Source organism: Janthinobacterium sp. 64 (genome assembly GCF_002813325.1).
Classification (GTDB): Bacteria; Pseudomonadota; Gammaproteobacteria; order Burkholderiales; family Burkholderiaceae_D; genus Janthinobacterium.
The window spans coordinates 1,272,992-1,295,291 of record NZ_PHUG01000001.1 but is presented as its reverse complement, the minus strand read 5'-3'; the positions used below and the strand labels follow the sequence as shown (position 1 = coordinate 1,295,291).

The window sequence follows — 22,300 nt, the reverse complement described above, 5'->3', positions numbered from 1 at the left end:
CGGTGTGCCTGCCATTTACCAGCGGGTCGGGGCATAGAACGCCGCTTGCTGCTGCAGCGTGGCGACGTCGCGTGAAAACTGCGCCAGTTGCCGTTCCAGTTCGGGCGCCTGCAGGCGATCGAGATTGGCCCGCAGCGCGGCCACGCTCGCTTGCAGCGCGTCGACGGCGGCGACATATGCGGCGACGATCTTTTCCCGTTCCTGCAATTGCCGCCCTTCCAGGTGCAAGCGCGTGCGGATGTAGTTGGCGGCCAGCGGTTCGCGCGGCGCGGCCTTGTCGACGGCGCCGCGCAACAGGTCGAGGTCGCGCAATTCATCCTGCAGTCCGGCGCGGTAGCTGCGCTGCGCATACTCCTTGAGCGCATTGCTGACGATATCGACGGCTTCCTGCTCGTCGAGCAATTCGCGCAAGGCCGATTTCTGCAGGCGCTGCGTGGCCAGGCGGCTCAGGTGCTCGCTCAATTTGACGACCTTGGACAGCTTGCCAGCATCGAGCAGGGGCGCGCCACCACCCGGCTGCGCCAGGCCGCCCAGCGCATCGCCCAGTCCCCCCAATTCGTCCTTGTAGACGGGCAGCTTGTCATCGGCCAGCGCCGCCAGGGTGCTGGCATAGCGCAGCAGGATGTCGTTCAGGCTGGCGACTGACGCGCTGGCCTGCGCGATGGCGGCGCAATCGGCGCGCGCCGCCTGTTCACTGGCTTGCGCATCGAAACGCTCGGCCAGAATCAAGCGCTTGCGCATGGCCTTGTCCATGCAGCTGTGGACGCCGCCCGCCAGCATGGGTTCGAAGTGCTGCGACATCTTTTGCGTCTGTTCGGCAAAGGTGCGCACGGGCGCCAGGTCGGTGGCGCAGCCGGCCAGCAGCAAGCTGGCGCTGGCGCCAAGTAGCAGGGAAAAAATGGATGAGTTCGAAGGGCGCTGCATATGGCCTCCATGCGGTAGGAGCGGCTGATGGGTCCGGCGCGCACGCGCTGGCATGGCCGACGTTAGCATGCTGGGCAGTAGCAGTATTGCGCCAGATCAGCATGCTGTTGACGGCATCCGGCCGGCCCGCATCGGTGGCAGCACTGTTGTCGAATGCTGCGGTGTGTTCCAATTTGCGCCATATTTTCCTTACAAAAGACTGACATCGGGCCAGCAATTCGGTGTTTTCTGCATGTTGCGATGCGTCATATGTAGTTGTTGCTGGTGCATGTTTACTCACCTACAATGATTTATCGATGGGGCGGTTATCCAGCGTACGACAATAAAAATAAGTGGCACTAAAAACGTTGTAACAGAGGAGATGACAATGAATTTGAAACAGAAATTGCTTGTGGCAAGTTTGGTTTTGGGTTTCTCGCAGGCGGCAGTCGCAGCCGACCCCATCAAGATCGGCGTGTCCGGACCGTTCACGGGCGGTTCTGCGCCGATGGGCGTGTCGATGCGCGACGGCGTCAAGCTGGCTGTCGCTGAAATCAATGCCAAAGGCGGCGTGCTGGGCCGTTCCTTGCTGCTGATCGAGCGCGATGACGAAGCGAAGAACGAGCGCGGCGTGCAAATCGCCCAAGAACTGATCAACAAGGAAAAAGTCGCCGCCACCGTCGGCTATATCAACACGGGCGTAGCGCTGGCTTCGCAGCGCTTCTACCAGGAAGCGAAGATTCCCGTCATGAACAATGTGGCGACGGGCTCCATCGTCACCAAGCAGTTCGCCGACCAGCCGGAAAACTACATCTTCCGCAATGCGGCCAATGACACCATCCAGTCCGGCATGATCGTGCATGAGGCCATCGAGAACCGCAAGTTCAAGAAAGTGGCGATCCTCGCCGACTCGACCAACTATGGCCAGCTGGGCCGCGAAGACCTGGAAAAGGCGCTGGAAAAGAAAGGCGTCAAGCCCGTCGCCATTGAAAAATACAACATCAAGGACGTCGACATGACGGCCCAGTTGCTGAAAGCCAAGCAGGCCGGCGCGGAAGTGGTGCTGACCTACGGCATCGGCCCGGAACTGGCGCAGATCGCCAACGGCATGGAAAAACTGGGCTGGAAAGTGCCGCTGATCGGCAGCTGGACCCTGGCCATGGGTAACTTCATCGACAACGCGGGCAAGAACGGCAACGGCACGCGCATGCCGCAAACCTTCATCCAGGATGCCAGCACGCCGAAGCGCAAGGCCTTCATCGACGCCTATGTGGCTGCCTACAAGCCATCGGGCGGCCGCATGCCGTCGGCCGTTTCGGCTGCGCAAGGCTACGATTCCATCTACCTGCTGGCTGCGGCCTTCAAGCAGGCGGGCGGCACCGATGGCCCGAAAGTGCGCGCCGCGCTGGAAAACCTGACGGACAAGGTCGAAGGCGCCGTCACGACCTACAACAAACCGTTCAGCAAGACCAACCATGAAGCGATCACGGCCGAGCTGACCGTGTTTGGCGAAGTCAAGGACGGCAAGGTCGTCCTCGCCAAGTAATCCCTGCGGACATTCGCCGCGCAATGGCCAGCCTTGAGGAATCAGGACTGGCCATTTTTTCATCTTTCGTCTTCCGGGGAATACCATGGAAATCTTCCTGCAGCTTGTCTTCAGCGGCGTCGCGCTGGGCATGATCTATGCCGTCATCGCCTTCGGCTATCAGCTGACCTTTGCCACTTCCGGCACCCTCAATTTCGGCCAGGGCGAGTCCCTGATGCTGGGCGCGCTGGTGGGCCTGTCCCTGGTGGGCACCATCCACGGCGGCCCTTACATGAGCTATTTGCTGATGGTCCCCATCGTCATCGCCTTCGGCGCCTTGCAGGGCGTGTTCGTCGAATGGATAGGCGTGCGGCCCGCCATCAAGATCAAGTCCGAATTCGGCTGGATCATGTCGACCATCGCGCTGGCCATCATCTTTAAAAACGTGGCGGAAAACATCTGGGGCAAGGACGACCTGACCTTCCCGTCGCCGCTCAGCGCCGCGCCGTTCAAGGTCTTGGGCGCCAATGTGCAGCCGATGCAGGTAGCCGTCATCGTCGGCGCGCTGGCCATCATGCTGGCCGTCGAGCTGTTCAACCGCAAGTCGATCTACGGCAAGGCCGTGGTGGCGACGGCGAACGACCGCGACGCGGCCGGCCTGATGGGCATCAATACGGGCATGGTGATCACCTTTTCGTATGCGCTGTCGTCGGCCACGGCCGCCTTTGCGGGCGTGCTGGTGGCGCCTTTGACCCTGACCGGCGCCACCATGGGCGCCTCGCTGGGCTTGAAAGCGTTTGCAGTGGCCATCATCGGCGGGCTGACCTCGGGCGTGGGCGCCATCGTCGGCGGCCTGATCCTGGGCATCGCCGAGACCACCACCGGCTATTACATTTCCACCGGCTACAAGGAAGTGCCAGGCCTGCTGCTCTTGCTGCTGGTGCTGGCCGTCAAGCCGTCCGGCCTGTTCGGCAAAGCCGCGATCAAGAAAGTCTGAGGATCACATGAACAAGAAATTCACCATGCTGGCGCTCAGCGCGGCGGGCCTGGCCGCGCTCGTGCTGTTCCCGATCGTCATCCCGAATCCGTATTACATCCACCTGGCCGAGACCATCCTGATCTACGCCATCCTGCTGTTCGGCCTCGACATCGTCGTCGGCTACACGGGGCAGGTGTCGCTGGGCCACGCGGGCCTGTTCGGCATCGGCTCGTATGCCACGGGCGTGCTGGTGTTCAAGCTGGGCCTGTCGTTTTGGCTGGCCATTCCCGCCAGCATCGTAGGCGCGGCCCTGTTTGGCGCCATCCTCGCCTTGCCGGCCCTGCGCGTGACGGGGCCGTACCTCGCCATGGTCACGCTCGCCTTCGGCACCATCATACAAATCCTGATCAATGAAATGAGCTTCCTGACGGAAGGCCCGATGGGCATCAAGATCCACAAGCCCGTCCTGTTCGGCCACAAACTGACGGAAGTCGAGTACTACTACATGGTCGCCGCGCTGATGGTGATCTCGCTGGTGGTGGTGCACCGCATCCTGAAGTCGAATCTGGGCCGCGCGTTCGAAGCCTTGCGCGACAGCCCCATCGCTTCGGACTGCATGGGCGTGTCCGTGTATCGCTATAAAGTGTATGCCTTCGTCATCAGCGCCGGCTTCGCGGGCCTGGCCGGCAGCCTGTATGCGTATTCGGAAGAGTATATCTCGCCCAATACCTACAACTTCGAGCTGACCATTCTGTTCCTGCTGGCCGTCATCATGGGCGGGCGCAAGACGCGCTCGGGTGCCTTGATCGGCGCGCTGATCGTCGTCATGCTGCCCAGCCTGCTGGCGGACATCGAATTGTTCCGCAAGATCGCCGTGGCCGCCGCCGTGCTGGGCGTGATCGGCTCGGCCTTCATGCTGGCCAAGAAGCGTTCCACCGTGCGCGGCGTGCTCGTGCCGCTGGTCGCCACCATCGGCCTGGCCGCGTATTCCTATAAACTGGATAATATGATCGACTGGCGCCTGACCATCTTCGGCCTGATGACCTTGTTTGTCGTGTACTACCTGCAGGACGGCATCGTCGGCTTCCTGATGAGTTTTGTGGGCAAGGGCCGGCGCCATGTGCAGGCGGTCGCCTCGCACGGCGTGGCGCCTTTTGACCACGCCCAGGGTGGCCAGCGCGGCGAAACGCTGCTGCGCGTGGACCAGGCCCTGATGCAATTCGGCGGCCTGAAAGCGCTGAACCAGGTGGACTTGAACGTCACGCAAGGCTCGGTGCACGGCTTGATCGGGCCGAACGGCTCCGGCAAGAGCACGATGATGAACGTGCTGACGGGGATCTACAAGCCGACGGCGGGCAAGGTCGAATTTGCCGGCGCCGTCATTTCCGGCCGCACGCCGTCCGAAATCGCGCTGGGCGGCGTGGCGCGCACCTTCCAGAACGTGCAGCTGTTCGGCGAGATGACGGCCACCGAAAACGTGCTGGTGGGCTTGCACAACACCTTCAAGTCCAACATGCTGGACGTGATGCTGCATACGCCGCGCTACAAGCGCGAAGAGCGCCTGGCGCGCGAGCGGGCCGCCAGCATCCTCGAATTCGTCGGCCTGGCCGACCTGGCCAACGAAGAGGCGCGCAATCTGCCGTATGGCAAGCAGCGGCTGCTGGAGATCGGCCGCGCGCTGGGCCTCAACCCGCGGTTACTGCTGCTCGACGAACCGGCGGCCGGCCTGACGGCGCCCGACATCAAGGAGCTGATGGCCATCATCCGCAAGATCCGCGACCACGGCATCACCATCATCCTGATCGAGCACCACATGGACGTGGTGATGGCCCTGTCGGACGTGGTGACGGTGCTGGACTTCGGCCAGAAGATCGCCGAAGGCGCACCCGCGCTTGTGCAGAGCGATCCGAAAGTGATCGAAGCTTATCTGGGCGGCAGCGCCGAGACCCTGAGCCCCGCGGCGCACTGAGAGGAAGACCATGCTGACCATTCATAATCTGCACGCCGCCTACGGCAAAGTCGAAGTCCTGCACGGCATTTCGCTTGACGTCCCGAAGGGCAAGCTGGTGACCCTGATCGGCTCGAACGGCGCCGGCAAGACCACCACCATGCGCGCCATTTCCGGCATGCTCAAACCCAAATCCGGTTCCGTCACCCTGGGCGGCAAGGACGTCACGGGCCTCGACTCGCACAAGATCGCGCGCGCCGGCCTGGCCCATTCGCCGGAAGGGCGGCGCGTGTTCGCCTCGATGTCGGTGACGGATAACCTGCTGCTGGGCGCCTTTCCCCGCTTTACACGTTCGCGTCCGAAAGGCGACATCAAGGGCGACCTGGACAAGGCGCTGGAACTGTTCCCCCGACTGAAGGAGCGGCGCGACCAGCTGGCCGGAACGCTCTCGGGCGGCGAGCAGCAGATGCTGGCCATGGCGCGCGCCGTGATGCTGAATCCGGAAGTGATCCTGCTCGACGAACCGTCGATGGGCCTGGCGCCGATTTTGGTGGAAGAGGTCTTCCGCATCATCACGCGCCTGAAAGCCGAAGGCGTGACCATGCTGCTGGTGGAGCAATTCGCCGCCGCCGCCCTGAACGTGGCCGATTACGGCTACGTGCTGGAAAACGGCAGCATCTCCGTGCACGGCCCGGCCGAAAGTCTGAAGACCGATCCGAAGGTGATCGCCGCGTATCTGGGGGGAGGGCATTGAAAGGACGGTTGACGCGTATTTCCAGCTCACCGCAGCGGCCCGCTCGCGCCGGGCCGCTGTTGCCGCTGCCGCCAACGCAGGCGGCTCTACAAGACCGCTTGCCGTCAAATCGACGGGAAACTGCGTGATCGACGCGCGGTTTGTACATTGTGCACATTTGGCGCGCCAAACTCGCCAGGAAACCGAATCGATGTGCACTTTCTCAATATAAAGAATAAAGATGGTCAAGTTGTAGAACGGAACTGTTACAGTATAGGAACTATTAAATTAATATGTGGCAACTTTTCCGCCCACTGCTGATGATGTGATCGAGAGGATTCTTTTGCGCGCCAAATTACTGCCCCTGACCCTGCTGCTGTTGATCCAGAACGCGTACGCCGTCGATCCCCCCAGCGCTGGCAGCCAGCTGCAGCAGATTCCCGTCGCGCCCCAGTTGCCGAAGGCGCCGCCGGCCATCCGCGTGCAGCAGGGTAATGTACCGGCCACCGCGGTGGGCGATACCACGCGCATCACGGTACAGCGCCTGCAGGTGACGGCGCCGCCCGTCTTTACCGAGAGCGAACTGATCGCCAGCACGGGTTTCGTGCCGGGCAGCGAGCTGACCCTGGGCGAGCTGCGCGCCATGGCGTCAAAAATTGCCAGCTATTACCAGCAGCGTGGCTATTTCCTCGCGCAGGCGTATCTGCCGGCGCAGGATATCCACGATGGCGTGGTGCACATCAGCGTGCTGCCAGGCCAGTATGGGCAAGTGCAGTTGCGCAACCAGAGCAAGCTGTCCGACGGCCTGGCCGGCACGATATTGGCCGGTCTCGACGGGCAAGTGATTTCTACGCCGCCGCTGGAGCGGCGCTTGCTGCTGTTGTCGGACTTGCCGGGCGTGCAGGTCAGCTCGACCCTGGCGCCGGGGGCCTCCCTGGGCGCGTCCGACCTGATCGTCGAGGTGCAGCCGGGATCGCGTTTCAACGGCAGCATCGACGTCGATAACCAGGGCAACCGCTACACGGGCCGCAACCGCATCGGCGCCACCTTGAACATCAATGAACTGGCCGGCATCGGCGACGTGGCCACGCTACGCGCCTTCACCTCGGCCGACGGCCTGAACTACGGCCGCCTGGCGTATCAGGGGCAGGCGGGGCTGCTGCGCCTGGGCGGCGCCTACACGTATATGGATTACAAGCTGGGCAAGGAATTTGCCGTGCTCGACGCCAAGGGCACGGCGAAGATCGCCAGCGCGTATGGCAGTTATCCGCTGATCCGCTCGCGCAGCAGCAACCTGTATGCGCAGCTCAGCTACGACGACAAGACCTTCCAGGACCGCACGGAATCGACGGGCACGGTCAACGACAAGACGGCCAGGGTGTGGATGCTGAACCTGAACGGCGACGCCAAGGATGGCTGGGGCGGCGGTGGCGCGAGCACGTATTCGCTGACCTACACCACCGGCAAGATCGATATCGCAACGCCGGTGGCGCGCCTGATCGACCAGCTGACGGTGAAGAGTAACGGCCACTTCAACAAGCTCGCTTTCAATGCGGCGCGCGTGCAAAGCCTGGGCGGCGAGACGAGCTTGTTCGGCACCGTCAGCGGCCAGGCGGCGTCGAAAAATCTCGACGTCTCGGAAAAGATGGGCATCGGCGGCGTGGGCGGCGTGCGCGCCTATCCGGGCGGCGAGGCGTATGGCGACCAGGGCTACGTGCTGAATCTGGAACTGCGCCAGAACCTCACGGCCTTCCCGGCGTTGACTTCCTTGCCCGGCCAGCTGCAGCTGCTGGCCTTTGCCGACACGGGCAGCGTCAAGCTGAACCGCAACGCCTGGAGCGCCGGCGAGAACCGCCGCACCCTGAGCGGCGCCGGCGTGGGCGTGACGTGGACGGGCGCCAATGCGCTCGTCCTGAAAGCGTATTACGCACACAAGCTGGGCAATGCCAAGGCGACCTCGGCACCGGATGCGGCAGGCCGTTTCTGGCTGCAAGCCGTCAAGTATTTCTAAATTAATGCAAGTTAATTAATAAGTTAAAAAATCAGGACACCGCCATGAACCGCATCTACCGCTCCATCTGGAACCAGGCCACGGGCGCTTACGCCGCCGTGTCCGAAAACGTCAAATCCGCCGGCAAGCGCTCGATGCCAGGATGCAGCGGGGGCGGGGCGCATTTCGCCTTGACCAGCATGGCGGCGGCGCTGATGCTCGGCTATGGCTCTCTGGCGCTGGCCGGGCCGGCGGGCGGCACGGTGGTGGCGGGCCAGGCCAGCATCACGGGCGCACCGGGTGCCACGGTGATCCGGCAGGGCAGCCAGAATGCCGTCATCAACTGGGCCAATTTCAATATCAACAAGGGTGAGTCGGTGCAATTCGTGCAGCCGAACAGCAATGCGGTAGCCCTGAACCGCGTGCTGGGCAGCGATGGCACGACCATCCTGGGCAACTTGTCGGCCAACGGCAAGGTCTTTATCGTCAACCCGAACGGCGTGCTGTTCGGCCAGGGCGCCTCGGTCAACACGGCCGGCCTGGTAGCGTCCACCCTGGATATCAACAACGCCGACTTCATGGCCGGCAAGTACCAATTTAGCGGTAACGGTGCCGGCAAGGTGCTGAACCAGGGCTCGATCAGCGCGCCGGGCGGCTATGTGGCCTTGCTGGGCGCCAACGTGTCGAACGAGGGCACGATCCAGGCACGCCTGGGCTCGGTTGCCCTGGCGGCGGGCCGGGCCATCACGCTGGACGTGGCGGGCGATGGCTTGCTCAATGTCGCCGTCAACGCGGGCGCCGTGGGCGCTTTGGTCAGCAATGGCGGCATGATCAAGGCTGACGGCGGCAGCGTCGTATTGACGGCGCAGGCGGCCGGCGACTTGCTGAAAACCGTGGTCAACAACACGGGCGTGATCGAGGCGCATACGATAGACACGCGCGGCGGCACCATCAAGCTGCTGGGCGACATGCAGAGCGGTACGGTGAACGCGGGCGGCACGCTGGACGCCAGCGCGCCTGGCGGTGGTAACGGCGGTTTTATTGACACCTCGGCTGCGCATGTGAAACTCGATGACGCGTTGAAGGTCACGACGGCCTCCAGCAACGGCCTGACCGGCACCTGGCTGATCGACCCGACCGACTACACCATCGCGGCGTCCGGCGGCGACCAGACCGGCGCGTTTTTTAGCAATGCGCTCAAGAGCAACAGTGTCCACATTCAGAGCGTCTCGGGCGGCAGCGGCACGCTGGGCGACATCAACGTCAACGACACGATTTCATGGTCGGCCAACCAGCTGAAGATGACGGCGCAAAACAATATCAACATCAACCAGCCGCTGCGCGGCTCCGGCACGGCCAGCCTGGCGCTGGAATACGGGCAACAGGCGGTCGCGGCAAGCAACCTGTCCACTTACAATGTCAAGGCCGAGATCGACCTGCCATCGGGGCTGAACTTCAGCACCAAGCTGGGCAGCGACGGCACGGCGACGGCCTACACGGTCATCAACAGCCTGGGCGCGGCCACCAGCGTCAGCGGCACCGATTTGCAGGGCTTGAAAAATGCGCTGAGCGGCAACTTCGTGCTGGGCGCCAATATCGATGCCAGCGTCACGGCGAACACGGCGGTCTGGGGCGCCAACGGTTTCACGCCGATCGGCACCACCGGCACCGCATTCTCCGGCAAGTTCGACGGCCTCGGCCACGTCATTACCGGCTTGAACAGTTCGACCACCTCTGCCGCCGGCGTCGCAGGCCTGTTCGGCTCCAGCAGTGGCAGCATACGCAATATCGGCCTGGTCGCGCCTGTCATCTCCGCCAATATCGCCAGTACACAAGGCAATATCGCCGCGCTGGCCGCCATCAACAGTGGCACCATCAGCAATGCGTATGCCAGCGGCGGTTCGGTGACCGTCACGACCGGTGCCATCGGCGCCGGCCTTGTCGGGCTCAACAGTGGCACCATCAGTGACAGCTACAACACCAGCAAGGTCAGCGTCGTGGGGAACTATGACTTTTGGATGGGGGGGCTGGTGGGCAATACCACCAAAACCAGCACCGTCATCAACAGCTACAACGCTGGCGAAGTGATCGGCGCGTACACCGCAGGGGGCCTGGTTGGCAACAATCTGGGCGCGATCACCAACAGTTTCAATAGCGGCAATGTGACAGGAACCACCAATACAGGGGGGCTGACATCCCATAATCGTGCTACCGGAGTCATCACCAACAGCTACAATACCGGTGCCGTGACGAGCAATAGCCTGACTGGCGGCCTGGTTGGCAGCAATGTGGCGTCCAGCCAGATCCTCAATAGCTACTCGACCGGCGCGGTGAGCAGCCGTAGCGGCACCGGCACCGGATTTGGTGGCCTGGTTGGCGGAAACTCAGGCATTATCAGAAACAGTTACGCGACCGGCTCGGTGACGGGCGTTACTGCGGTGGGCGGCCTGATTGGCACCAATACCAGCGCTGGCTTGACCCAGAATGCCTATTCGTCCGGCGCGGTAGGCCTGTTTTCCGGCGGCTCCGGAAGCCTGGGCGGCCTGATCGGCACCATCGCTGCCGGCACGAGTCCCTCGATCACCGGCGGGTATTACAACTTGACCGTGAACCCTGCGGCGCTAGGTGTCGGTACAAATGGCGGCACCACTACCCCTTCGATCACTGGCCTGACATCGTCTGAAATGCAAGTTGCCAAAAATTTCTCGGCCTTTGTTTTCACGACCACAACCGGCTCGACCGGCAATAACTGGGTCATGGTCAATACCGACGGCACGCTCAACGGCGCAGGCAACGCGACAGGCGGCACCGGGCCGATGCTGTCGGCCGAGTACAGCACCAATATCTACTCGTCGCACCAGTTGCAGCTGATGGCCATGAACCTGGCCGGCAACTACACGCTGAAGCAGGATATCAACGCCGCCAGCACCGGCACCGGCGGCGATGTCTGGAATGGCGGCACCTTCGTGCCGGTCGGTACCAGCACCGGCGCCAGGTTCACCGGTACCATCGACGGCGCCGGCCATGTCATTTCCGGCCTGGTCGTCAATCGTCCCGGCACGGATTACGCTGGTCTGTTCGGCGCGACGTCTAGCTCCGCGATCGTGCGCAATGTCGGCCTGGAAGGCGGCAGCATCACCGGCAGGGATAACACCGGCGCGCTGGTCGGCAACAATGCCGGCCTTGTCAGTGGCAATTACAGCACCATGAGTGTGACCGGTTCGACCGACGTCGGCGGCCTAGTCGGCAGCAATAGCGGCACTGTCAGCAACAGCTATGCCTCCGGCGCGGTGAGCGGCGGGACCGATGTAGGCGGCCTGGTCGGCCTGAACTCCGGCACCTTGACCAATAACTACGCCACCGGCGCCGTCTCCGGCACCGCCAGCGTGGGTGGCCTGGTCGGCGCAAATAGTGGCGGCACCGCCACTGGCAATTTCTGGGATACCACCACCACGGGCCAGGCCACCAGCGCCACCGGCACCGGCACTGGCTTGACCACGGCGCAAATGAAGCTGCTGGCCACCTACAGCGGCGCAGCGTGGGACCTGGCCAGCACGTGGATCGTCTACGACACAAATACCTACCCCTTGCTGCGCGCCTTCATGACGCCGCTGCAGGTGACGTTTGCCTCGAACGCCAGCAAGACCTATGACGGCACCGCCAACTTTGCGGCGCCAAGCTTCACGTATTCGAACCCGAACGTCTCGCTGTCCGGTTCGCTGAACTACGGCGCGGCGGGCAGCGCCGTCAACGCCGGCACCTACGCCATCACGGCCGGCGGCCTGTACTCCGGCCAGCGTGGTTACGCCATCAGCTCCAACGCGGCGACCCTGACCATCGACAAAAAGGCCGTGACCCTGACCGGTGCCACGGTGACCGCCCGCGACTATGACGGCACCACCGCCGCCACGGTTTCCGGCGGCTCGCTGGTCGGCGTGCTGTCGCAGGATAACGTCAACATCGCGGTCAACACCGGTACCTTCGATACCAAGGATGCGGGCACCGGCAAGGCCGTGACGGCGATCACCACCGGCAGCGCCGGTGGCAACTATATTGTCACGGCCACCGGCCTGACCGGCACCATTACGCCGAAAGCATTGGCCGTCACCGGCCTGGCCGCGACCACCAGGGAATACGACGCCGGTATAGGCGCCACCCTGACCGGCGGTACCTTGAGTGGTCTGATCGGCAGCGAAACGTTGGGCCTGGGCACGTCGATCGGCGTATTCTCCAACAAGAACGTCGGCGCCGGCAAGGCGGTGACGGTGACGGTCGGTTCGCTTTCCAATGGCAGCAACGGAGGCCTGGCCAGCAACTATACGGTCACCGCGCCGACCGGCATTACCGGCACCATCACGGCCAAGACGCTGACCTGGGTTAACCTGGCGTTGGATCCCAGCAAAGAGTACGATGGCAACACGACGGCCTCCATCAACAAGGGCAGCGTTACCGGCTATGTGGGCGGCGAAACGCTGACATCAGGCTCTATCGCCACGTATGCCGACAAGAACGCCGGCAATAACAAGGTAGTCACCATTCACACCACCCTGGGCAATGGCAGCGGCGGGCTGGCGTCCAACTACACGCTCGCCGATACCACCCTGACGTCCAGTATCACGCCAAAAGCGTTGACGGTGACCGGTGCGACGGCTGGCAACAAGGTCTATGACGGCAACACGGCGGCCACCATTTCCGGCGGTGCCTTGAGCGGCATGATCGGCAGCGAAACGGTGGGCCTGGGCGCGCTGTCCGGTGCGTTCGGCGACAAGAACGCCGGCACCAGCAAGGCCGTGACGGTCAGTGGTGGTACCTTGTCAGACGGCAGCAACGGTGGCCTGGCCAGTAACTACACGGTCGGCAGCGTGACGGGCCTGTTGGCCGATATTACGCAAAAAGCCCTGACGGTCAGCGGCGTGAACGTCGCCAGCAAGAGCTATGACGGCAACACCAAGGCCACCATTTCGGGCGGGACCCTGAATGGCCTGGTGACCGGCGAAACCCTGAACCTGTCCGGCCAGAGCGGTACCTTCAGCGACCAGAACGCGGGCAACGGCAAGGCCGTGACCGTGACCGGCGCCACCCTGGGCAATGGTTCTGGCCTGGCCAGCAACTATACGGTCAGCAACGCCACTGACGCGACCGGCAACATCACGCAAAAAGCGCTGACGGTGACCGGCGCGACGGCGGCCGACAAGGTCTACGATGGCAGCACGGCGGCCACCGTGAACGGCGGTGCCCTGGACGGCTTGGTCAGCGGGGAAACGCTGGGCCTGTCCAGCCTGACCGGCGTCTTTGGCGACAAGAACGCGGGCGCAAGCAAGGCCGTGACGGTAACCGGCGGCGCCCTGTCCGATGGCACTGGCGGCGGCCTGGCCAGCAATTACACGGTCGGCGTGTCGTTGGCGAGCACCGCCAGCATTACGCAAAAAGCGCTGACGTTGAGCGGCCTGGCCGCCAGCGCCAAAGCGTATGACGGTAATACCAAGGCCACTCTGACCGGCGGCACCCTGGATGGCCTGGTGGTGGGCGAAACCGTGAGCTTCTCGGGCCAGAGTGGCGTGTTTGCCGACAAGAACGCGGGCACCGGCAAGGTCGTAACCGTGACCGGCACCACGCTGGTCGACGGCAGCGGCCTGGCCAGTAATTATTCGCTGGCCAATCCGACCGGCGTGACCGGCGATATCACCAAAAAAGCGCTGACGATCACCGGTATCACGGCCACCAACCGGGCCTACACCGGCGGTACCGCGGTCAGCCTGGGCGGTACCGTGATTCTCGACGGCCTGGTCGGTGCGGAAGGCGTCGGCGTGGGCGGCATGGTCGGCGTGTTTCTTGATAAGAACGTCGGCACCGGCAAGGCCGTCACCATCACCGGCGCGGTCATGACCGTCGGCAGCAACGGCGGCCTGGCCAGCAACTACACGATCAGCAACCCGACCGGCGTGACGGCCAATATTACCAAGGCCACCATTTCCGCGGTCACCAATATCGTGGTCGACAGCAAGGTCTACGACGGTGGCCTGAACGCCATCGTCAATGCGGCCGGCGCCACGTTCGGCGGCAAAAAAAGCGGTGACAGCCTGACGGTCAACGCGACCACCGCCACCTTCGCCGACAAGAACGCCGGCAGCGGCAAGGTTGTCAATGCCGGCGGCATGACCCTGGGCGGCACGGACGCCGGCAACTACAATCTGACGGCCACCACCGGCACGGGCACGGGTACCATCACGCAGGCGCAAATTGCCAGCGTGAGCGGCATCACGGCCGCCGGCAAGACGTATGACGGCACGGATACGGCCACCGTCAGCAATGCCGGCGCCACGTTTGCGGGCATGGTCAATGGCGACAGCTTGAACGTCAGCGCCACCTCGGCCAACTTCATCGACAAGAACGCCGGCAGCGGCAAGGTTGTCAATGCCAGCGGCTTGACCCTGGGCGGGACCGATGCGGGTAACTACAATCTGACGGCCACCACCGGCACGGGCACGGGTACCATCACGCAGGCGCTGATCACCGCCGTGACCGGCATCACGGCCGCCGGCAAGACGTATGACGCCACAGATACGGCCACCGTCAGCAACGCCGGCGCCACGTTTGCCGGCATGGTCAATGGCGACAGCTTGAGCGTCAGCGCGACCTCGGCCAACTTCATCGACAAGAACGCCGGCAGCGGCAAGGTTGTCAATGCCAGCGGCCTGAGCCTGGGCGGGACCGATGCGGGTAACTACAATCTGACAGCCACCACCGGCACGGGCACCGGCGCCATCACGCCGAAGGCCCTGACCATCATCGGCATGTCGGCTGTCAACAAGATCTATGACGGCAACACCAAGGCCAGCGTGACGGGCGGCTCAATCGGTGGCCTGGTCGGCTCGGAAACCCTGGGCGTGACGGGCTTGACGGTCACCTTCGACGACAAGAACGCCGGCACCGGCAAGGCGGTGACGGCCACTGGCACGACCCTGGTCAACGGCGGCAACGGCGGCCTGGCTAGCAACTACACGATGGCCAACCCGACCGGTTTCACGGCCAATATCACGCCGAAAGCGTTGACGGTGTCGGGCATGACGGCCGGTACGCGCGTGTATGACGGCAACACGAGCGCGACCCTGGCCGGCGGCAGCCTGAGCGGCGTAATCAGCGGCGAAACGTTGGTCTTGTCGGGCGGCACCGGTGTGTTCGTTGACAAGAACGCCGGCAACGGCAAGGCCGTGACGGTGTCTGGCGTCAGCCTGGCTGACGGCACGGGCCTGGCCAGCAATTACAGCGTGACCAACCCGACCAATGTGAAGGGGTCCATCACACAAAAAGTGCTGACGGTCACCGGCGCGCTGGCGGCCGACAAAACCTATGACGGCGGGCTCGATGCGAGCATCACGGGCGGCAGCCTGAGCGGCTTTGTCGGTTCGGAAACGGTCGGCCTGGCAAGCCTGGCCGGTGCGTTTGCGGACAAGAACGCCGGCAGCGGCAAGGCCGTCAGCATCACCGGCGGCACCTTGTCCAACGGCAGCAACGGCGGCCTGGCCAGCAATTACTCGGTCGGCCCTGCCAGCGGCCTGATCGCCAGCATCGCGCAAAAAGCCTTGAGCGTGACCGGCGTGGCGGCCGCCAACAAGGTGTATGACGGCACGACCAAGGCAAGCGTGACCGGTGGCAGCCTGAACGGCCTGGTCGGCGGTGAAACCCTGGGCCTGTCTGGCCTGTCGGGCGCCTTCGGCGACAAGAACGCCGGCACCGGCAAGGCGATCACCGTCAGCGGCGCGACGCTGGCCGACGGCACCGGGCTGGCCAGCAACTACACGGTCGGCAACCCGACTGGCGTGACGGCCAATATCAGCCAGGCCACCATCAGCTCGGTGACCAATGTGGTGGCCGACAGCAAGGTCTATGACGGTGGTACTTCCGTCACCTTCGCTACGGCCACGGCCACTTTCAATGGCATGGTGAGCGGCGACAGCCTGGCCATCGGCGCCACCAAGGCGGCCTTCAGCGACAAGAACGCGGGCGTCGGCAAGGCCGTGACGATCTCCTTCCTGACTCTGGGCGGCACGGACGCGGCCAACTACGCGCTGGCCAGCAGCACCGCGACCGGCACCGGCGCCATCACGCCGAAGGCGCTGACGATTACCAGCATGTCGGCCGTCAACAAGGTCTATGACGGCAGCACCAAGGCGACCTTGTCGGTCGGCTCGATCAGCGGCCTGGTCGGCACGGAAACCCTGGGCGTGACGGGTTTGAGCGCCGCCTTCGATACCAGGGACGCCGGCACCGGCAAGACGGTGACGGCGACCGGTTCGACCCTGGTCAACGGCGGCAATGGCGGCCTGGCGGCCAACTACACGATCAGCAACCCGACCGGCCTGATCGCCAATATCACGCCGAAAGCGCTGACGGTATCGGGCATGACGGCCGGCACGCGCGCCTATGACGGCACCACGGCCGCTATCCTGGCTGGCGGCAGTTTTAGCGGGCTGGTCAGCGGTGAAACACTGGTGTTGTCTGGCGGCAGCGGCGTGTTCGCCGACAAGAACGCCGGCAACGGCAAGGCCGTGACGGTATCGGGCATCAGTCTGCTTGACGGCACGGGCCGGGCCAGCAATTACACGGTCAGCAATCCGAGCACTGTGACGGGTTCCATCACGCAAAAAGCGTTGAGCGTCACCGGCGCGCTGGCGGCCGACAAAACCTATGACGGCGGGCTCGATGCCACCATCACGGGCGGCACTCTGAGCGGACTGGTGGGCTCGGAAACGGTCGGCCTGGGGGCCATGGCCGGTGCGTTTGCGGATAAGAATGCCGGCAGCGGCAAGGCTGTCAGCGTCACCGGCGGCGCCTTGTCCAATGGCAGCAACGGCGGCCTGGCCAGCAACTACACGGTCAGCAACCCGAGCGGCTTAACGGCCAGCATTACAGCCAAGGCCTTGACGGTAAGCGGTCAGTTGGCTGGCAATAAAGTCTACGACGGCAATACACAAGCCAGCCTGTCCGGTGGCGCCTTGAGCGGCCTGGTGGCGGGTGAAAGCCTGGGCTTTGCGGGTCAAACAGCCGTGTTCAGCGACAAGAATGCGGCCAATGGCAAAGCCGTGACGGTGACGGGCACGAGCCTGGTTGATACCATCACCGGCCTGGCCAGCAACTACACGGTCAGCAACCCGACCGGCTTGACGGCCAGCATCACGGCCAAGGCCTTGACGGTAAGCGGTCAGTTGGCCAGCAACAAGGTCTACGACGGCAATGCACAAGCCAGCCTGTCCGGTGGTGTGTTGAGTGGCCTGGTGGCCGGCGAAAGCCTGGGCATTGCTGGTCAGACTGCCGTGTTCAGCGACAAGAACGCGGCCAATGGCAAAGCCGTGACTGTGACGGGCACGAGCCTGGTCGATACTGCCAGCGGCCTGGCCAGCAACTACACGGTCAGCAACCCGAGCGGCTTGACGGCCAGCATCACGGCCAAGGCCTTGATGGTAAGCGGCCAACTGGCTGGCAATAAAGTCTACGACGGCAATACAGTCGCCAGCCTGTCCGGTGGGGTGTTGAGCGGCCTGGTGGCGGGTGAGGCATTGGACATTGCGGGTCAGACTGCCGTGTTCAGCGACAAGAATGCGGCCAGTGGCAAAGCCGTGACGGTGACGGGAACAACCCTGGTTGACACCATCACCGGCCTGGCCAGCAACTACACGGTCAGCAACCCGAGCGGCTTAACGGCCAGCATCACGGCCAAGGCCTTGACGGTGGCGGGCCAGCTGGCGGTCAACAAGGTCTACGACGGCAATGCACAAGCCAGCCTGTCCGGTGGTGTGTTGAGTGGCCTGGTGGCCGGCGAAACCCTGGGCTTTGGCGGCCAGAGCGCCGTGTTCAGCGACAAGAACGCGGCCAATGGCAAAGCCGTGACGGTCAGCGGGACGACCCTGGTCGATACCGCCAGCGGCCTGGCCAGCAACTATACGGTCAGCAATCCGACCGGCTTGACGGCCAGCATCACAGCGAAAGCCTTGACGGTGGTGGGTCAGCTGGCCGGCAATAAAGTCTACGACGGCAATGCACAAGCCAGCCTGTCCGGTGGTGTGTTGAGTGGCCTGGTGGCGGGCGAAAGCCTGGACATTGCTGGTCAGACTGCCGTGTTCAGCGACAAGAACGCGGCCAATGGCAAAGCCGTGACGGTGACGGGAACGAGCCTGGTCGATACCGCCAGCGGCCTGGCCAGCAACTACACGGTCAGCAACCCGACCGGCTTGACGGCCAGCATTACAGCGAAAGCCTTGACGGTGGCTGGCCAGCTGGCCAGCAATAAAGTCTACGACGGCAATGTACAAGCCAGCCTGTCCGGTGGCGTGCTGGCGGGCCTGGTGGCGGGCGAAAGCCTGGGCTTGGCTGGCCAGACGGCGACGTTTGCCGACAAGAACGCGGCCAATGGCAAAGCCGTGACGGTCAGCGGCACGACCCTGGTCGATACCGCCAGCGGCCTGGCCAGCAACTATACGGTCAGCAACCCGAGCGGCTTGACGGCCAGCATCACGGCCAAGGCCTTGATGGTAAGCGGCCAACTGGCTGGCAATAAAGTCTACGACGGCAATACAGTCGCCAGCCTGTCCGGTGGGGTGTTGAGCGGCCTGGTGGCCGGTGAAAGCCTGGGCATTGCGGGTCAAACAGCCTTGTTCAGCGACAAGAACGCGGCCAATGGCAAAGCCGTGACGGTGACGGGCACGAGCCTGGTCGACACCATCACCGGCCTGGCCAGCAACTACACGGTCAGCGATCCGACCGGTTTGACGGCCAGCATTACGCCAGCCAGCCTGCTGGTGCGCGCCACGGGCGCCGCGTCGCGCGTGTATGACACCACCACCAACGCCAGCGTGACTTTGGCGGACAACCGCATCGCCGGCGACGTGCTGAGCATCAGTAACAGCGGCGCCAGCTTTGCCGACAAGAACGCCGGCGCCAGCAAAACGGTGACTGTGAACGGCATTGCCCTCGGCGGTACGGACGCCGGCAATTACACGGTCAACGCCACGGCGACCACCACGGCCAGCATCACGCAGGCGGAACTGGGGGTGAAGGTGGGCAATGCCGAGAAAGACCAAGGCAATGTCAATCCCGCCTTCACGGCCAGCTACACGGGCTTGCTGGGCAACGACACGCTGGCGAACGAGGTCAGCGGCAATCTGGCGTTCAGCACGCCGGCCACCATCGCTACGCCAGCGGGCAGCTATCTGGTGTCGGCGGCCGGCCAGACGTCGACCAACTATGCGTTGACGTACACGCCTGGCGTGCTGACCGTCAAGCCGACCGAAGCGCTGCAAGCCGCGGTGGCCAGCGTGATCGCGGCGGTCAATGTGGCGCCATCGCAGGGCAATATGGTGCAGGCCGATGTCGTGGCGAAAGGCGAAACCGTGACCAGCAAGGAAGACGCGGTGCAGGTGGCGGCGGAGCGCGGCCAGCCGCAGCAGGGCAGCACGCCGGTGGTGCTGACGACGGCATCGGTGAACAGCAATGTCTTGCCGGGCTTGCGTCTGAGTGTGGTCGATACGGGCCTGCGACTGCCGTCGGCGGCTGGCAACACCAGCATCGAAAGCCAGTAAGCATGCATTAACCGGGCTTGCCAGTGGAAGTGCCGCTTCGTGATGTAGGCGAAGCGGCATTTTTTTTGGTTCATCGCGTTTTACCGGGGAGGGCACTGAAAGCCGCTTGCTGCGTATTGTCAAATCCTCTACACTGCGCGCTTCCTTAGCCGCAGTGTAGAAAAGGCATCATGCGCAGCGCCAGCCAGTATTTTCCGTTTTTATCCCCGCTTTTTTTCCTGCTTTTGCCCGCCGCCGCCTGCGCCGGGGATGCGCCGCTGCAGCAAGTTGCCATTTCGGCCGCCAGCGGCATGCAGCAGCGGCGCGACGAAACGGCCGCGAAGATCATCGTCAGCCGCGACGACCTGGCGCAATATGGCGACGGCAGCCTGGCGGCGGTCCTGAAACGCCAGCCCGGTGTCTCCGTCGTCGGCGGCGAGGTGCGCATGCACGGCCTGGGCGCCGGCTACACGCAAATGCTGATCAACGGCGACCCCGCGCCACCGGGATTTTCCATCGAATCGATCGCGCCCGAGATGATCGAGCGCATTGAGATTTTACGCAGCGCGACGGCCGAATACAGCATGCAAGCCGTCGCCGGCAGCATCAACGTCGTCTTGCGCAAGGGCGCCAGCGGCGCCGAGCGCGAATGGAAGTTGGGCGCGGGCCGGCAGGACGGCCGCTGGCAGCCTGCCGCGTCCTTGCGCGTGGCAAACAAGCTGCCCGGTTTCGCCTATGCGCTGACGGGCGCGCTGGAGCGCACGGCCGATGACGTGGCGGGAAGGACGACTGAAACAATGTCCGATCCGGCCGGCACGCTGCTGGCGCGCCGCGAAACGCGCACGCGCAACGCCTCGTCCGTCAACAAGGCCAGCCTGACGCCGCGTCTGCAATGGACCCTGGACAATGGCGATACCATCATCTGGCAAAGCCTGCTGGACTGGTATCGCACGGGATTTGACGGCGAGGCCAGCGAAACGGCCTTGCTGGGCATGCCCACGGCGTATCCGCGCAATGGCGCCACGTCGCAGGCCAGCGTGTTTTCGGCGCGCAACGACGTGAACTGGACGCACCCGCTGGGGGCGGCGGGCAAGCTGACGGCCAGACTAAGCGTCAACCACAACCGGCGCGATACGGATTACGTCTTCCTTGGCGCGGCGGCCGGTGGCGCTCCTTTGCTGCTGCGCGGCGTCGTGTCCGATGCCATCGACGACAGCGTCAACAGCAGCGGCAAATACCTGGGCCGGCTGGGCGGCGGGCATGCGCTGAGCGCGGGCTGGGATGGCAGCCTGATACGCCGCAGCGAATCGCGCCGCCAGCGCGACACGTATCTTGCCGGTGGCGCGCCGTATGCGCTCGATGAAGACTACACGGCCGACGTGCGGCGCCTGGCCCTGTATGCGCAGGATGAATGGGATGTGACGCCGCGCCTGCAAATGTATGCGGGCGTGCGCTGGGAAGGCTTGCAGACGGCGACCGAAGGCCGCACCCTGAGCGAAGTGCGCACGCGGGCCAGCGTCTGGAGTCCCGTGGCGCAGCTGCTGTGGAAACCGCCGCAGCAGGAACGCGACCAGCTGCGGCTGGCGCTGGCGCGCACCTACAAGGCGCCCACCACGCGCAACCTGGTGCCGCGCCGCTACACCATCAACAATGGCAACAGCGCCAATAATCCCGATTTCCAGGGCAATCCCGGGCTGCGCCCGGAACTGGCATGGGGACTCGATGCGGCCTGGGAGAGCTATTTCGGCAAGAGCGGCGTAGCCAGCGTGTCGGCATACGCGCGGCGCATCAGCGACGTCACCGTGCAGCGCCTGTTCCAGCGCGATGGCATCTGGACGGCCAGCCCGTTCAACCATGGCACGGCCACGGTGCGCGGCGTCGAGCTGGATGTGAAGTTCCCCGTGCGGACCTGGTGGGTGCAGGCGCCCGATATCGACGTGCGCGCCAATGCGGGGCGCAACTGGTCCAGCGTGGCCGCAGTGCCGGGTCCCGGCAACCGCCTGGCCAGCCAGGTGCCGGCCACGCTCAACCTGGGACTCGATTACCGGTGCTCGCCGAGGATCAGCCTGGGTGGCAATCTGCACGTGCAGACGGGCGGCCTGGCGCGGCTCGATGCGCACGCCAGCAGCCAGGCGGGCGTGCGGCGCACCCTGGACGCGTATGCGCTGTGGCAGCCGGACGCGAAAACGCGGGTGCGCCTGGCGGCGGCCAATGTGCTGCGCCAGCGACAGCTGCAAGGGCAATCGTATGTCGATGATGCGGGCCGCAGCGACAGCGTGACGCGCCTGGATGGCAGCGCCTCGCTGCGCCTGCTGTTCGAGCGCAGTCTCTAGTGCTGCGTCGGCTTTTCCTGCTGGACTAATATGAACGGACTGACGACGACGGCCCACAGGGCCGCATCGGACGCTTGCCAGTCCAGCGCCTGCTGGTCCGACACCTTGGCCACTTTGCCATCGACCATCCATTGCGTGATGGTGGACTTGTCGTCGTGCGAAATGCGCACGGCCACTTCGACCAGGTCGAGCTCATTGGCGACCCAGACGACGCTGCCCTGGGCGAAGTGCTTTTCCAGTTCGCTCCAGGCCAGGCGGGCCGTTTCGCTGTTCACTTTGAGGCGCAGTTCGGTGTCTTTTTCAGGATTGGTTTGCATGCGAGTATCAATGTTTG

The 22,300-nt window shown here is 64.0% G+C and carries 9 protein-coding genes; 7 read left to right on the top strand and 2 right to left on the bottom strand.

The window, feature by feature from the left end:
• Positions 1-15: 15 nt before the first annotated feature.
• On the bottom strand, positions 16-924 hold the full coding sequence (locus CLU91_RS05675; protein WP_100873372.1) for a hypothetical protein: 909 nt from the start codon (positions 922-924) through the stop codon (positions 16-18).
• 367 nt (positions 925-1,291) lie between these two features.
• Here CLU91_RS05675 and CLU91_RS05670 point away from each other — a divergent pair, with 367 nt between their 5' ends.
• The 7 genes from CLU91_RS05670 (at position 1,292) to CLU91_RS05640 (ending at position 21,966) form a co-directional block, all read left to right on the top strand.
• On the top strand, positions 1,292-2,449 hold the full coding sequence (locus CLU91_RS05670; RefSeq protein ID WP_096235813.1) for an ABC transporter substrate-binding protein: 1,158 nt from the start codon (positions 1,292-1,294) through the stop codon (positions 2,447-2,449).
• An 85-nt stretch (positions 2,450-2,534) separates the two neighbouring features.
• Positions 2,535-3,425, top strand: coding sequence for a branched-chain amino acid ABC transporter permease (locus CLU91_RS05665; RefSeq protein WP_100873371.1), 891 nt, complete (start codon positions 2,535-2,537; stop codon positions 3,423-3,425).
• 7 nt (positions 3,426-3,432) lie between these two features.
• A complete protein-coding gene (locus tag CLU91_RS05660; protein ID WP_100873370.1) occupies positions 3,433-5,376 on the top strand; it encodes a branched-chain amino acid ABC transporter ATP-binding protein/permease in 1,944 nt (647 codons plus the stop codon).
• Positions 5,377-5,386: 10 nt separating this feature from the next.
• Entirely contained in the window at positions 5,387-6,109 is a 723-nt protein-coding gene (locus tag CLU91_RS05655; RefSeq protein WP_100873369.1) for an ABC transporter ATP-binding protein, read from the top strand.
• Positions 6,110-6,431: 322 nt separating this feature from the next.
• A complete protein-coding gene (locus tag CLU91_RS05650; protein WP_100873368.1) occupies positions 6,432-8,099 on the top strand; it encodes a ShlB/FhaC/HecB family hemolysin secretion/activation protein in 1,668 nt (555 codons plus the stop codon).
• 44 nt (positions 8,100-8,143) lie between these two features.
• Positions 8,144-19,654 (top strand): YDG domain-containing protein, encoded by an 11,511-nt coding sequence (locus CLU91_RS05645; RefSeq protein WP_100873367.1) that lies wholly within the window; start codon positions 8,144-8,146, stop codon positions 19,652-19,654.
• 170 nt (positions 19,655-19,824) lie between these two features.
• Complete coding sequence (locus CLU91_RS05640; RefSeq protein WP_100873366.1) at positions 19,825-21,966, top strand: TonB-dependent receptor plug domain-containing protein; 2,142 nt, start codon at positions 19,825-19,827, stop codon at positions 21,964-21,966.
• Here the strand turns inward: CLU91_RS05640 and CLU91_RS05635 are convergent.
• Positions 21,963-22,283 (bottom strand): DUF2288 domain-containing protein, encoded by a 321-nt coding sequence (locus CLU91_RS05635; RefSeq protein ID WP_100873365.1) that lies wholly within the window; start codon positions 22,281-22,283, stop codon positions 21,963-21,965. The genes CLU91_RS05640 and CLU91_RS05635 overlap by 4 nt on opposite strands.
• Between the last annotated feature and the right edge of the window lie 17 nt (positions 22,284-22,300).